General features: G+C 64.2%; 12 protein-coding genes. 4 read left to right on the top strand and 8 right to left on the bottom strand.

The features are described from left to right. Positions 1-13: 13 nt before the first annotated feature. Entirely contained in the window at positions 14-1291 is a 1278-nt protein-coding gene (purD, locus tag NKH50_RS19035; RefSeq protein ID WP_352737074.1) for a phosphoribosylamine--glycine ligase, read from the bottom strand. Between the two features lie 156 nt (positions 1292-1447). On the opposite strand from purD, the gene ubiA reads away from it, so the two are divergent. Further along, on the top strand, positions 1448-2431 hold the full coding sequence (ubiA, locus tag NKH50_RS19040) for a 4-hydroxybenzoate octaprenyltransferase (protein WP_352470707.1): 984 nt from the start codon (positions 1448-1450) through the stop codon (positions 2429-2431). Here the strand turns inward: ubiA and NKH50_RS19045 are convergent, their stop codons facing one another. The 3 genes from NKH50_RS19045 to NKH50_RS19055 form a co-directional block, all read right to left on the bottom strand. After that, entirely contained in the window at positions 2432-2998 is a 567-nt protein-coding gene (locus NKH50_RS19045; RefSeq protein WP_023674094.1) for a DUF6101 family protein, read from the bottom strand. A 186-nt stretch (positions 2999-3184) separates the two neighbouring features. Then, the gene (locus tag NKH50_RS19050) at positions 3185-4615 is read right to left on the bottom strand and encodes an FAD-binding oxidoreductase (protein WP_352737075.1); all 1431 of its coding nucleotides are present in this window, start codon (positions 4613-4615) and stop codon (positions 3185-3187) included. Between the two features lie 18 nt (positions 4616-4633). Beyond that, entirely contained in the window at positions 4634-5614 is a 981-nt protein-coding gene (locus NKH50_RS19055) for an L-threonylcarbamoyladenylate synthase (RefSeq protein WP_352737076.1), read from the bottom strand. Positions 5615-5815: 201 nt separating this feature from the next. On the opposite strand from NKH50_RS19055, the gene NKH50_RS19060 reads away from it, so the two are divergent. Then, complete coding sequence (locus tag NKH50_RS19060) at positions 5816-6205, top strand: hypothetical protein (RefSeq protein WP_352737077.1); 390 nt, start codon at positions 5816-5818, stop codon at positions 6203-6205. A 28-nt stretch (positions 6206-6233) separates the two neighbouring features. Here the strand turns inward: NKH50_RS19060 and glyS are convergent, their stop codons facing one another. Then, positions 6234-8834 (bottom strand): glycine--tRNA ligase subunit beta, encoded by a 2601-nt coding sequence (glyS, locus tag NKH50_RS19065; RefSeq protein WP_352880414.1) that lies wholly within the window; start codon positions 8832-8834, stop codon positions 6234-6236. Between the two features lie 236 nt (positions 8835-9070). Between glyS and NKH50_RS19070 the strand changes: the two genes are divergently transcribed. After that, entirely contained in the window at positions 9071-9244 is a 174-nt protein-coding gene (locus tag NKH50_RS19070) for a hypothetical protein (protein ID WP_023674088.1), read from the top strand. Between the two features lie 29 nt (positions 9245-9273). On the opposite strand, the gene NKH50_RS19075 is transcribed toward NKH50_RS19070, so the two are convergent. The 3 genes from NKH50_RS19075 to NKH50_RS19085 form a co-directional block, all read right to left on the bottom strand. After that, the gene (locus NKH50_RS19075; protein WP_352880416.1) at positions 9274-10335 is read right to left on the bottom strand and encodes a glycine--tRNA ligase subunit alpha; all 1062 of its coding nucleotides are present in this window, start codon (positions 10333-10335) and stop codon (positions 9274-9276) included. 64 nt (positions 10336-10399) lie between these two features. Next, on the bottom strand, positions 10400-12175 hold the full coding sequence (locus tag NKH50_RS19080; protein WP_352880535.1) for a tetratricopeptide repeat protein: 1776 nt from the start codon (positions 12173-12175) through the stop codon (positions 10400-10402). Between the two features lie 209 nt (positions 12176-12384). After that, entirely contained in the window at positions 12385-12990 is a 606-nt protein-coding gene (locus tag NKH50_RS19085) for a TetR/AcrR family transcriptional regulator (RefSeq protein ID WP_352880418.1), read from the bottom strand. Positions 12991-13094: 104 nt separating this feature from the next. Here NKH50_RS19085 and NKH50_RS19090 point away from each other — a divergent pair, with 104 nt between their 5' ends. Continuing rightward, a complete protein-coding gene (locus NKH50_RS19090; protein ID WP_352880419.1) occupies positions 13095-14531 on the top strand; it encodes an MFS transporter in 1437 nt (478 codons plus the stop codon). Positions 14532-14537 lie beyond the last annotated feature (6 nt).

Consider the following 14537-nt stretch of genomic DNA (forward strand, 5'->3'; position numbering starts at 1 on the left):
GCAGCCCGAAGCATCAGTTCGCCTGCTCGCGCGCCACCGCCAGCCAGCCAATGTCGCGGCGGCAAAAGCCTTGCGGCCAGTCGATCCGGTCGAGCGCGGCGTAAGCCTTCTTCTGCGCCTCGCCGACGGTGCGGCCGGTCGCCGTGATGTTGAGCACGCGACCGCCATTGGCGACGAGTGCGCCGCCGTTGATGGCGGTGCCGGCATGAAATATCTCGACGCCCTCACCCGCCGCCGCCTCGACGCCGCGGATGACCGAGCCCCTTTCCGGCGTGCCGGGATAACCCCTGGCTGCCATCACCACGGTGAGCGCCGCCTCGTCGCGCCAGCGCACCGAAGTATGCGCCAGCTGGCCGTCGGCGGCTGCGTTGAGCAGGACGAGCAGATCGTCCTTCAGCCGCATCATCAGCACCTGGCATTCCGGGTCGCCGAAACGGGTATTGTATTCGATCAGCTTCGGCCCGCTGTCAGTGATCATCAGCCCGGCGAACAGCACGCCGGAAAACGGCGCGCCTGTTTCAGCCATGCCGCGCATGGTCGGCTCGACGATCTCGCGCATGGTTCGGTCGATCATTTCCGGCGTCATCACCGGGGCCGGCGAATAGGCGCCCATACCGCCGGTGTTCGGGCCGGTGTCGCCGTCACTGAGGCGCTTGTGGTCCTGCGCGGTGCCGAAGGGCAGCGCGGTGGTGCCGTCGCACAGGCAGAAGAAACTTGCTTCTTCGCCGACGAGAAACTCCTCGACCACCACTTCCGCGCCGGCCTGGCCGAAGGAGCCGTCAAAACAGGCGTCGAGCGCGGCCAGCGCCTCGTCAAGCGTCATGGCGACGGTGACGCCCTTGCCGGCAGCGAGGCCGTCGGCCTTGATGACGATCGGCGCACCCGTCTTCTCGACATAGGTCCTGGCCGAAGCCAGATCGTCGAAGCGGCCATAGGCGGCGGTCGGGATGCCGTATTTGGCGCAGAGGTCTTTGGTGAAACCTTTCGAGCCTTCCAGCCGTGCCGCTGCCTTTGACGGTCCGAAGACGCGGATGCCCTCGGCGCGCAGGTCGTCGGCAATGCCGGCGACCAGCGGCCCTTCCGGCCCGACCACGACGAGGCCTATTTCATTCTCGCGGCAAAACCGGACCACCGCTGCGTGATCGGCAGTATCGAGCCTCACCAGTTCGGCTTCGTGGCCGATCCCCGGATTGCCGGGCGCCGCGTAGAGTTTGGTCAGCAGCGGCGACGCCGCGATCTTCCAGGCAAGCGCATGCTCTCGTCCGCCGGAGCCGATCAGCAAAACACGCATGCCCAGATTCCTTGCCATTTCACGACCAGGACTGCGCTATTGCGCCGCGCGCGACGGGTCAAGACATTTGGCTGCCGAAGCGCCGATTGCGCGTGGCGAGCGTGCGGGGGCTGCTTGACGCTTGACGGCATTCGCCTCTGCTGCCACTCCAGCAAAATGGAAACCGTCCAGTCGAAAGCGGCCCAGGGCCGCGTCGCCGATGCGCCGAGCGGCCACTGGGTCTATCGCGTGCTGCCGCGGCGGTTGTGGCCCTATGCGCAGCTTGCCCGGTGGGACCGGCCGATCGGCTGGCAATTGCTGCTGTGGCCATGCTGGTGGTCGGCTGCGCTTGCCGCGAGCGCCTATCCGCGTCCGACGGACCCGCTTCTCTCTCTGCTGCCGTCGCCGTGGTATCTGCTGCTGTTTTTTCTTGGCGCGTTCGCCATGCGCGGCGCCGGCTGCACCTACAATGATTTGGTCGACGAGGACATCGACAACCAGGTGGAACGCACGCGCTCGCGGCCGTTGCCGGCCGGCAAGGTCACGCGCCGGCAGGCCTGGATGTTTGTTGTCGTGCAGGCACTGGTCGGCCTTGCCGTGCTTTTGCAGTTCAACAGCTTCGCCATCTTGCTCGGCATCGGCTCGCTGGTCATCGTCGCCGTCTACCCGTTCATGAAGCGGTACACCAATTGGCCGCAACTCGTTCTCGGCCTTGCCTTTTCCTGGGGAGCGCTGATGGGATGGGCGGTCGAGTTCGGCGATCTCGATGGGCCAGCAATCATGCTCTATATCGGCTCGATCCTGTGGGTGATCGGCTATGACACGATCTATGCGCATCAGGACAAGGAAGACGACGCCATCGTCGGCGTGCGCTCGACGGCGCGCCTGTTCGGCGACAATACCAAGGTCTGGCTGGCCGGGCTTTATGGCGGAGCGCTGGTCTGCTTCGCCATCGCCTTTGCCTCGGCACAGGCACCGGTGCCTGCACTTGCCGGGCTGATCGCCGCCGGCGCGAATCTGGCGCGGCAGATCGGCGTGCTCGACATCGACGATCCGGACCAGTGCCTGAGGCTGTTCAGATCGAACAACCAGGTCGGCTGGCTGATCTTCCTCGGCCTGATCGGCGGCGCGGTCTGGGTGGCGCTGAAGCCGCTGGTTTAGCTATTCCCGCGAAATAAGCTCTTCGCCGCCGATGACCAGCCTGAGGCCGAGGTCGCCGGCGCGGCGGCGGGCGAGGAAGCGCGGGCGGCGCATGGTCGAGACGCGACCCTTGCGGCGGTCCTGCGCCGGCAGCGCCTTGATGGCGGCGCCGAGCGATTCTTCCAGCGTGCGGGCGATGCCGTCGGCCTCGATCAGCAGCATCGGCAGGCGGTAGGCGTCGGCCCAGGCGCGCCAGTCGGCGGCGACGTCGTCGAGATCGTCGGCGACCAGCAGCGGCACCGACAGCATCGGATCATTGTGCAGAAGCTCAAGCGTCACTGTGACATTGCCATCCGGATCCTCCATCGCGCGGGCGGCGACGCCGCGAAACGCGTTGGCGGGCAGAGCGATGATCGCCGGCACGCCGCTCATCTCCAGCGTGCGGCGGATAACCGCGCCGCGCTGGTCGATGGTGAAGGTAACGTCGCCATAGTCGTCGCGGGTGGCGTAGCTCACCACCTGCGGCAGGCGGAATGGGTCGAGACGCATATTGCGCCCGGCCCAGACTGGCTTCAGTCCAGTGTTCATATCGTGCCTTTCCTGTTTCTCCTGAGAGCCGGTGTTTCCGGTTCTCCGGGCCGGTTTTCCCAGCCTCGTTTGTGGAGAAACATTAGCGCGGGCTTCTTATCCTCGCGCTTAAGAAAGTCGGTTAAATTTTGCTGATCCGGGGCGGATGGTTATCGGAATGCCAACCGGCGCAGGCCGGCGAAAGGATCAGATAACCTTACCCGGATTCATGATGCCGGCCGGATCGAAGGCGGCCTTCACCCTGCGCATCAGCTCGATCGCCATCGGCGGCGCCGTCGCGATCAATTCGTCCCGCTTCAACTGGCCGATGCCGTGCTCGGCCGAGATCGAGCCATGAAACGCGCGCACAACGTCGTGCACGGCCTTGTTCATGACGTGGTAAAGGCCGAGAAACGCCTCGTCATCGCCGTCGGCCGGCCGGGAGATGTTATAGTGCAGGTTGCCGTCGCCCATGTGGCCGAAGCAGACGACGCGCGCGCCGGGACTGACCGATTGCACGGCGCCGGCGGCCTTTTCAATGAAGGGCGGGATTGACGCCACCGGCACCGAGATGTCGTGCTTGATCGAGGCACCTTCCGGTTTCTGCGCCTCGGGCAGCACCTCCCGGAAATTCCAGAACGCATCGCCCTGGGCCATGCTTGCCGCGATCACCGCATCGCCGACGATCGCTTGCTCGAGGCCTGCCTCCAGCACCTCCTCGATCAGCGCCCTTGCATCGTCGGCCGAACGGCCCGACGAGATCTGCATCAGCACATACCACGGCCAATCGCCGGCAAGCGGCCGCACCACGCCTTGTGCGTGGGCAAGCGTGAAGTCGTAGGGCCTCTGGCCGATCAGCTCGAAGGCGGTGAGCGCTGCCCCTGCACGGTCCATCGCCAGGCTGAACAGCGACAATGCCGCCTCCGGCGATGACAGGCCGGCAAACGCCACCTCGCGCCCCTTGGGCTTGGGGAACAGCTTGAGCACGGCGGCGGTAATGATGCCGAGCGTACCCTCGGCGCCGACGAACAGGTTCTTCAGATCGTAGCCGGTATTGTCTTTTTTCAGCTTGCGCAGATCGTCGAACACTTCACCGGTCGGCAGCACCACTTCGACGCCGAGGCACAGCTCGCGCGCATTGCCGTAGGCAAGCACGCCGGTGCCGCCGGCGTTGGAGGAGAGATTGCCGCCGATCTGGCAGGAGCCTTGCGCGGCAAGCGACAGCGGAAACAGCCGGTCGGCGGCATCGGCCGCTTCCTGCAGCGTCTGCAGGATGACGCCGGTTTCGACCGTCACCGTGTTGGACAGCGTATCGATCTCGCGGATGCGGTTCAGCCGCGACAGCGACAGCACGATCTCGCGGCCGGATGCGTCCGGCACCTGGGCGCCGACCAGCCCGGTGTTGCCGCTTTGCGGCACGATGGGCGTGCCGGTTTCGGTTGCCAGCCGCATGATGCGGCTGACCTCCTCGACGCTCCCCGGCCTCAGCACCAGCGCCGTCCTGCCGTGCCAAAGTCCGCGCCGCTCGGTGAGGTAAGGTGCGATGTCCTGCTGATCGCGCAGCGCATATTTATCGCCGACGATTGCCGCAAAGCGCGCGATGACGGCGGGGTCGAGATCGGGGGAAATGTCGTTCATGGGTGGAAACTATGGTGCTCAATCCATCTTGTCACGCGGGGCGATCTTGTCACGCGGGGCGGCGGCGCGCGAAAGCCGGTCATTGATCGCCTCGCCCAGCCCGTCGAACGGGATCGGCTCGACGGCGATGGTTTTGGCGCCGCTGCCATCGAGATCCTGCAGATGGGCGAAGAGATTGCTTGCCGCCTCGCGCAGGTCGCCGGTCTCCGACAAATTGCGCAGTGCGGCTGCATCGCGCCAGCCTTCGGCACGGCGGCGGCCGAAGGCCAGCAAGGCTTCGCCCGGCGCGACCTTCGCAGCATTGAGCCGCACTGCCGCACCTGGCGCATAGTGCGAGGCGAGCATGCCGGGCGCCTCGATGCCCGAAGCGCCGCGCAGCAACTTTGTCCCGGCCACTGCTTCGATCTCTTCGGCGGCAATGCCGCCCGGCCGCAGCAGCCGCAGCTTTCCAGCTTCGACCTTGACAATGGTCGATTCCAGCCCGACCGGCGTCGCGCCGCCGTCGACCACAAGCTTGATCCGGGGACCGAGATCGGCGGCCACGGCCTCGGCCGTCGTGGCGCTGATCCTGCCCGAGGAATTGGCGCTTGGCGCCGCCAGCGCGCGGCCGAACCTGGCGATCAGCTCGCCGCCAAAGCCTTTCGGCATGCGCAGCGCGATCGTTTCCAGACCGGCGGTGACCAGCGGATGAATGCCGTTGCCGGGCCGTTGCGGCAGCACCAGGGTCAGCGGCCCCGGCCAGAATGCGTGCGCCAATCTTTCCGACAGCGGATCGAACAGCGCGATGCGCTCGGCCATCGCCGGGTCGGCTATATGGGCGATCAGCGGGTTGAAGCGAGGGCGGCCCTTGGCTTCGAAGATGCGGGCCACGGCAACGCCGTTGGTCGCGTCGCCGGCCAGCCCATAGACGGTCTCGGTCGGGATGGCGACGACATCGCCGCTCTCGAGCAGCGCCAACGCCCTTTCCATCGCCTCGCCGACGGCACGAATTTCAGCCACTGTCGTCACCTCACGGATGCGGGTGCCTAATACGCTGACGCCGACGGAGCAAGTCCGGGCGTAGGCGAATCGCAAATCGCTAAAATGCTATGTTTCCCCGCAAGCCGGCATCAACTGCCCTCGGCTAGGGTGCCGCCTTGTTGGGCAAGGGGAATTATCATGCTTTCGATGCGTATCCTTGGAGCGCTTGGTCTGGCGTTTATGGCCGGCACGGCACAGGCCTCGTCGCTCGTTTTTCTCGGGCAAACGACGGCGACGCCTTCGGTTGTAAATGCCGGCGCGCTCGAACGGGCGAAAACACCGTCGATCGTCGCGCTCGGCGAGAAGTTGCCTGACGTCAATGAAAACGTCGCCGATGAAAAGGTCGCGGCAATCCCGAGCCAGCCGAGTCATGGCTTCGACGGAAGTCCGATGATCATTCGCGGCGGTATCGTCGGCGATGCCTTTGCAACGCCCGCGCCCAAAGCCGCGCCGGCCACCGCTGCCGCGCCCGCCGCGGACAGCAAGGCCGACCCAAAGGTCGCCAGCAAAACCCCTGAACCAGCTGCGCAGCAGCCTGCGCCGCTAGCAGCTCCCGACCAGCCGAAATAGCGCCACAAGCGATGATTTTTCCCGGACGTCAGCCGGCTATCTTGGAGAAATCCGCGACCCGGTCGGTCGCCGCGCGGATGCGGGCGAGCAATGCCAGGCGATTGGCACGCACGGCCTGGTCCTCATCGTTTACCAGGACTTTCTCAAAGAATGAATCAACCGGCTCGCGCAACACGCTAAGCGCCAGCATGGCGGCGGAAAAGTCTTCGTTTTGAATTGCTTCGCTGGCTTGCCTCTCGGCCTGATTCACCGCCGCAAACAAGGTTTTTTCGGCGTCCTCCCGGAACAGAGCCGGCTCAACATGGTCGGCGATCGTCGTTTTCTTCTTCTCCTCGGCGGTGAGAATGTTGGCGGCGCGCTTGGTACCGGCAAGCAGGTTCCTGCCGTCCTCAGTATCAAGGAATGAGCCGAGCGCTTCGACACGGCGGACGATCTGCAGGAGATCGTCGTTTTGCGATAGGCCAATCTCCCCCCTAGAGGGGGAGATGCCCAGCAGGGCAGAGGGGGGCGCGACAGAATGAGAGGCTGGCGGGACAGCGCCCCCCTCTGTCGGCTTCGCCGACATCTCCCCCTCTAGGGGGGAGATTGGGCGCGAACCTGCCGCCAACACCGCGTCGATCAGATCATGCCTCGCGCCCTGGTCGCGGAGATAGACCTTTAGGCGATCGTGGAAGAAGGACAGGAGGTTGTTGATCTCTTGCTGCTGCCTCTCTCCAGAACGCTCAAAGGTGTTGTTTGAGATTGCGGAATCGCGTTCGATGACGAGATCGGTAAGCGAATCTCCCCCGAGTTGCTGCTCTAGCTCCGCAGCAATTTCGAACTGTCGGTCGAGTTCGGGATCGCGTATGTGATCCGCAATATTTTCGGACGCGACATTGGCCACAGATTTCAGGGACAACCTAATCCCGTTCTCAATCAGTATCCTCGTTACCCCCAGGGCCGCTCTCCGCAGCGCATAAGGGTCCTTCGATCCCGTCGGCTTTTCATCAATCGCCCAGAATCCAACCAGCGTATCCAGCTTGTCGGCAAGCGCTACTGCGATCGAAACCGGATCGGTCGGCACGTTATCGGACGGGCCTTGCGGCTTATAATGCTCCTCGATCGCCGCGGCGACCGACGGATGCTCGCCCTGCAGCAGCGCGTATTTGCGGCCCATGGCGCCTTGCAGTTCCGGGAATTCGCCGACGACTTCGGTGGTGAGATCGGCCTTGGCCAGAATGGCAGCGCGACGCGCCAGCGCGGTAATCTCCCCCCTTGAGGGGGAGATGTCGCCGAAGGCGACAGAGGGGGTCGTCTCGCGTGGAGCGCCGACTTCCTCTTTCTTCGAAAGGCCAGATCGCGTCGCGCCAGCCGAAGCGACCCCCTCTGGCCTGCCGGCCATCTCCCCCTCAAGGGGGGAGATTGCGCGCACCACGACCGGCGCCAGTTCTTCCGCCAGCCGCTTGATGCGCTCCACCCGCTCGCCCTGCGTGCCGAGCTTGGCGTGGAAGGTGACGCCGAGATGGTCGAGGCGGGCCATGCGCTGGTCGAGCGGTTTGTTCAGATCGAGCCCGAATTTTTCCGCCGATGCCTGCAACTGGTCGAGATCCGGCAGGTCGCCCTGATCGGTCTTCCAGAAATAGAGCGCGTCGGACAGGCGCGCGCGCACCACCTTGCCGTTGCCGTGGGCGATCTCCTTGCCGCCGTCCTTGGCCTCTATGTTGGCGGTCAGGATAAAGCGGTTGGAGAGGTTTTCGCCGACACCGTGCGGCCGCGTCACAAAACACTTCTGGTTGGCGCGGATGGTGAGCCTGATCACCTCGGCCGGAATGGTCAGAAAATCCTGCTCGAATTCGCCCATCAGCACGACAGGCCATTCGACCAGGCCCGACACTTCCTCCAGCAGCCCCTCGTCCTCGACGAGGTCGAGCCCGCTGGCGAAGGCGAGGTTCCTGGCATCGGCAAGAATGATCTCCTTGCGCCTGTCGGCGTCGAGCACGACCTTGGCCGCCTCAAGCTTAGCGACATAATCGTCGAAGCGGCGCACCGTGATGGCGCCCGGCGCATGGAAACGGTGGCCGTAGGTGACGTTGCCCGAGCGGATGCCGTCGATCTCGAACTCGACCACAACCGGCTCCTCGGTTTCCGGGCCGAAGGTGCACAGGATCGATTGCAATGGCCGCACCCAGCGCAACGAGCCGGGCTTGGCCGAAGCCGGCCCCCAGCGCATCGATTTCGGCCAGGGGAAGTTGCGGATGATGCCCGGCACCAGCTCGGCGATGATCTGCTCGGCCGGCCTGCCCGGCCTGGCAATATGGGCGACATAGAAGTCGCCCTTCTTCGGATCGGAATGAACATGCGCGTCGGCAATCGAGGCAAGGCCGGCCTTGCGCAGAAAACCTTGCACCGCCTGCTCGGGCGCCTTGGTCGAGGGGCCCTTGATCTCCTCGCTGATGTCCTTCGAGCGGGCGGTCAGGCCGCGGATGTCGAGCGTCAGCCGGCGCGGCGTCCAATATTCGCGCGCCGCCTCATAGGTCAGCCCGGCTTCGACCAGACGGTCGGTCAGCAGCTTCTTCAGGTCGCCGGCAGCTTTCCTCTGCATACGAGCAGGAATCTCTTCCGAACGGAGTTCTAGGAGCAGGTCGGGCATTGATTGTGCTCACGCGGCAAATGGTCCGGGCGGGGCATAGCAACTCGGCCGGCCGCTGTCACCCTTCCCAGCAAGATCGGGCCAGCACGATCAAGGCATCCAACCGCGATTTCCGAGAAAATTCAGCCGCCTGTCGGACACGAAGCGGTCCGCCCGTCCTTGGGTCAAAGATTTCCATGAACCGAACGCAGCGCTGAAGCGACCAACGCTCAGGCAGAGAACTATTGGCTAAACGAATGAAAACGGCATCGACATTCCTGCAGATCCTCGCGCTCAGCGCCTGTTTTACAGCACAGGTGCATGGCACGTTCTCGATGCCCGGCGTCAGGCAAGCGCTGCGGACAATAGCCGGTGCAAGCGGCCAAGGTACGTTGCCAATCAGCGCTCCTGTCGAAATCGCCTGGAGCTAATGTGCATGTCGCGCAAAAGTGTGCAGCGGTTAAGCCGCCATTCCGCCCGCCTGCGTCAGCAGAAACGCCTCGCCGCAGGCCTTGGCCAGATTGCGCACCCGCAAGATGTAACTCTGGCGCTCGGTGACCGAAATGACGCCGCGTGCGTCGAGCAGGTTGAAGACGTGGCTGGCCTTGATGCACTGGTCGTAGGCTGGGAAGACCATGCGGTGATAACCCTCCCCCTTGAGGGGAGGGTGGCCCGAAGGGCCGGGAAGGGTCGCCCGCACAGTGCTCGATGCTTGACTTGAGGTGCCTTCTGAGATGACCCCCTCTGCCCGCTTCGCGGGCATCTCCCCCTCAAGGGAGGAGATAGGCGCGCCGGCTTGTAGCAGCGCCTTGCACTCGGCTTCGGCGTCTTCGAAATGACGCAGCAGCATCGCGGTATTGGCGAATTCGAAATTGTGGCGCGAATATTCCTGCTCGGCCTGCAGGAAGACGTCGCCATAGGTCACCTTGTCGGCGCCTTCGCGGCCGTTGAAATTGAGGTCGTAGACATTGTCGACGCCCTGCACATACATGGCCAGCCGCTCCAGCCCGTAAGTGAGCTCGCCCGCTACAGGTGCGCATTCGATACCGCAGACCTGCTGGAAATAGGTGAACTGCGACACCTCCATGCCGTCGCACCAGCACTCCCAGCCCAGCCCCCAGGCGCCCAGCGTCGGGCTTTCCCAGTCGTCCTCGACGAAGCGGATGTCGTGCAGCAGCGGATCGATGCCGATCGCGGCCAGCGAGCCGAGATAAAGCTCCTGCAGATTGGGCGGGTTGGGCTTCAGGATCACCTGGTATTGGTAATAGTGCTGCAGCCGGTTCGGGTTCTCGCCATAGCGGCCGTCCTTGGGGCGGCGCGACGGCTGGACATAGGCCGCGTTCCAGCGTTTTGGGCCGAGCGCGCGCAATGTCGTGGCCGGATGGAATGTGCCGGCGCCGACTTCCATGTCGTAAGGCTGGAGGACGACGCAGCCATAGTCCGCCCAGTAATTATGCAAAGTCAGGATCAGCCCCTGGAACGAGCGGCTGGGATGCATGTGGGCAGGGATATCAACGGTCACGGCGGCCTCCGGCTGGATGCGGCACCTCGTAGAGTGCCGCTCCGCGACCGTCAAGGCGATGGGGTCACCCCTTCGGGGCGGGCGCCGGCTCGGCCTTCACCTTGGGGGTTTCCTGCGCCGTGTTGGATTCGATCGGCGGCAGGCCCTTCATCAGCTTTTGCTGCAAGGCGGCAAGCACATCCGGGTCCGGCTTCAGGTCGCGGGCCTGGTTCCACTGGAAGGTGGCTTCCAGTTTGCGGCCGACGCGCCAGTAGGCGTCGCCGAGGTGATCGTTGAGCACCGGATCCTCCGGCTTCAACGAAACGGCGCGTTCCATTTCGCGCACCGCGTCGTCGAACTGGCCAAGGCGGTAATAGGCCCAGCCCAGCGAGTCGACGATGTAGCCGTCGCTCGGCCTCAGGTCGACGGCCTTCTGGATCATCGCGAGGCCTTCCTTGAGGTTCATGTTCTTGTCGACCCAGGAATAGCCGAGATAGTTCAGGACCTGCGGCTGGTCGGGGTAGAGCTCCAGCGCCTTGCGGAAATTCGGCTCGGCCTTCGGCCATTCCTTCAGCCGCTCATAGGCGATGCCGCGCTGGTAGAAGATGTTCCAGTTGGCGGCGGTCGGCGTCTTCAGCACCTCGACTGCCTTGTCGTAAAGATTGGCGGCGGAGCGGAAATCCTCCTTCGCGGAATAGACGCCGCCGAGCGCCAGATAGGCGCGCATGTCGTCTGGATGCGCATCGACGATGGCCTTGAGGTGAGCGATCGCCTCGTCATTGCGGTCGAGATCGGCAAGGTTGAGGCCAAGCTGCAGGTCCGAAAGCTCCTTCAGCGGCGAGCCGGCGGGAATGCGGCGATAGAGCGCGATGGCGCCCTCGCCGTCTTTCAACTGCTCGGCGACGGCGGCAAGCTGAACGAGCGCCGCGTCGTTGCCGGGCCGCAGCGCCAGGGCATATCGCAGATAGAGCCGCACGAACGGCTCGCCCCCGCCGCGGTTGAGCGCGGTGGCGAGATCGAGCAGGATCTCCGAGGCGCCGTCCGACGGACCGGCAACGAATGGTTCGATCTTCTCGCCCTTGTTGATCTTGTCGCGAAGCGCTGCAATCTCGACCTTGCCGGGCGCAAACGCCTCGGCCTTGTCGAGCACCGACAGCGCCTTGGCCTTGTCGCCTCTGCGGGCGAGGAAAGAGGCGTAGGCCTGCGCGTTGCGCATCCACGTTTCGGGGGCCGCACCGCCAGCGGCCGTGTCTTGCAGGGTGGCGGTGTAGAGCGCATCCGCCCTGTCGGGCAGGCCTGAGGCGTCGGCAATCAAGGCACGGTGGAACGACTTGAACGGGCTGAACCAGTCGGGGCCCTGCAGCTTGTCGATGGAAGCCATGGCCTCGCCGGCGTCGCCCTCACCTTGCTTGGCCCAGCCGGTCATGACGCCGGAGATCAGCCGGTCGAGATCGGATTCGAGCGAAAGCTTGAGCCAGTATTCGGCCTTGGAGAAATCCTTCTTGTGGAAGGTATCGATGGCCAGCGCCAGGCGCGAGAAGCGCTCGACGTCGGGAATCGCCTTGAGCTTGTCGGCATAGACCAGGGACTCGTCGAAGCGCCCCTGCGCGATCAGCGACAGCATCAGGCTTTGCTGCAGTCCCGTATCGTTCGGATCGAACGCAAGCGCCTGCTTGTAATAGGAAATGGCGCTGTCGAGGTCGTTGTCGCCTTCGGCAATCCGCGCCGCGAGATAGGCTCCCGAGAAGGATGTGATCCTGACCGGCTCGGCGGTCTGTCTGGCATGCGCCGGCAAAGCCGAGATCGCCATGCCCGTCGCGATTGCCAGCCCCGTCAGCCAGCGCGCATATCCTTGCCGCATCATATCCCTTTCAGCCAAACGCCATCTCCGCGTCAGCGGGATCGCCGTAGACTCGATCTTTACAGGTAAAGCATGGCCTTTTTGGGGTCACGCTTCAACCCGGCCCGAATTCACAATCGGGTCAAGCAACTAATAAACCATGCCGAAAGAGGTCGTACGACCGCATTGCGACAATCCGACAATGGGAAACCGGCGTCACGGCCTGGAACTCAGGACGTTTGCGAAAGGCTTGCGTCGAGCGCCTGCATGGCGACGGTGACAAGATCGTGCAGCCGCTTTTTCGGCACGCCGTCGCGTGCCTGCACCGAAAGGCCGTGCATCAGCGTGGCGTAATAATCACCCAACGTCTCGGCGTCGGTACCCGGCTTCAATTCGCCATCGCGCAGCGCTTGCTTCAACCGCTCGACGATCGATGCGGTACGCGCCAGCCGGTGCTCCGCCAGCCATTGCTGCACGGCGTCGTTTTCGACGGCGCAATTGGTGGCGGCCGTCACCACCATGCAGCCCTGCGGCTGCCCCGGCCGCGTATAGATTTCGACGGCGTCGCGAAGCATGCGCTCGATGACGCGCCGGACGTTTGGTTCTTCCTGCAGCGCGCGCGTGGCAAAGCCGCCCTCATTGGCCTCGTAAAGTGCCACCGCTTCGCGAAACAGATCCTCCTTCGAGCCGAAGGCGGCATAGATGCGCGCCGATGCGAGGCCAAGCGCCGAAACGAGATCGGCCATCGAGGTGCCCTCGTAGCCACGTCTCCAGAAAGCGTCCCGGGCTTTCTCCAGCGCCTGGTCGCGGTCGAACTCCCTTGGCCTTCCCGCCATTGCGACCTCCAATTTTTGTCGATCAACAAATAATCCTCTTGACTTCGGATTGCAAATCCCGATTCTTTGTCGATCATTAAATAATAGTCGACAAGGAGACCGACATGAGTTCACTGGATCAACGCGCGCCGCTCGGCGCAATCGCAGCGCAAGGGACGACCGGTGTGAAGCGCGGCGTAACGCTGGCGCTGCTCGCCTTCGCGCAGCTCATCATCTCGCTCGACCTCAACATCGTCTTCGTGGCGCTGCCGGAGATCGGCGCCGGCCTCGGATTTTCCGGTCAGACCCTGCAATGGGTGGTGAGCGCCTACACGGTCTTTACCGGCGGCTTCCTGCTGTTCGGCGGCCGGGCCGCCGACCTGATCGGCCAGCGCCGCGTCTTCATCTTCGCACTCTGGCTCTACGCGCTTTCTTCGCTTGTCGGCGGCCTGGCATGGTCACCGGAAATCATCATTGCGGCACGCGCGGTCCAAGGCATCGGCGCCGCATTCCTGTTTCCGGCGACGCTGTCGCTGATCAACCGTCTGTTCGCCGAAGGACCGGAACGCAACCGGGCGCTCGCCGTCTGGGGCGGCGCAGGCGCCAGCGGCCTGACGTTCGGTTCGCTTGCCGGCGGGTTTCTGACCAGCGCCTTTGGCTGGCCGTCGGTCTTCTACGTCAACGTGCTGCTGGCCGGGATCGCCATCATCGCGGCTTTCGCCATCATCCCGCGCGATCGCAAGCGGCACGAGCACCGTAGCTTCGATCTGCCGGGCGCATTGACCGTCACCGCCGGGGCGACGCTGCTTGTCTTCACCCTGGTTCAGGGGCCTGAATATGGCTGGGGATCGACCGCAATTATCGTCAGCGCAGCACTGGCGGCATTCTTCCTGATCGCCTTCACGATGATCGAGGCGAAGAGCGCCGATCCGCTGATGCCGCTGCGCCTGTTTTACAACCGCAGCCTCGTCGCCGGCATGACGATAACCTTCCTCTACATGGCGACTTTCGGAGCGCTGCCCTACTTCCTCACCGTGCTGCTGCAGAACGTGCACGGTTTCACTGCCTTGCAGACGGGCCTCGCCTTTCTCGTGCCGTCGGTCGCCATCGCCGCCGGCACGCAAGCCGGCGAGCGTCTGGCGACGCGCTTTTCCACGCGCAGCACGCTGGTCGGCGGCATGATCGTCGGCGCGGTCGGCACTGCATTGATGGTATCAGGCGCAACCGCGGAGAGCAGCTATCTGTCCCTCGTACCCGGCCTGATCGTCTCCGGCGTCGGACAAGGCATCGTCTGGACCGCAATGTGGATTGCCGCCGCTTCCGGCGTTGCCCATGATCAGCAAGGCGTCGCCTCGGGCATGGCTTCGACGACACTCAATGTCGGCAACGCCATCGGCATGGCCGTGCTGATCGCGATTGCGAACAGCCAAATCGGCGAATTGTCCGGCGATGCGTTGAAAATTGCCGTCGCCGACGGCATCCGCGTCGCCTTCTGGTTCGCGGCGGCGGGCATCGTCGTCAGCCTGCTCGCAGCAATGGTTCTTTCGGCAAAGGCGCGATGAGAACGG

Source organism: Mesorhizobium sp. M1027 (assembly GCF_040318745.1).
GTDB lineage: Bacteria > Pseudomonadota > Alphaproteobacteria > Rhizobiales > Rhizobiaceae > Mesorhizobium.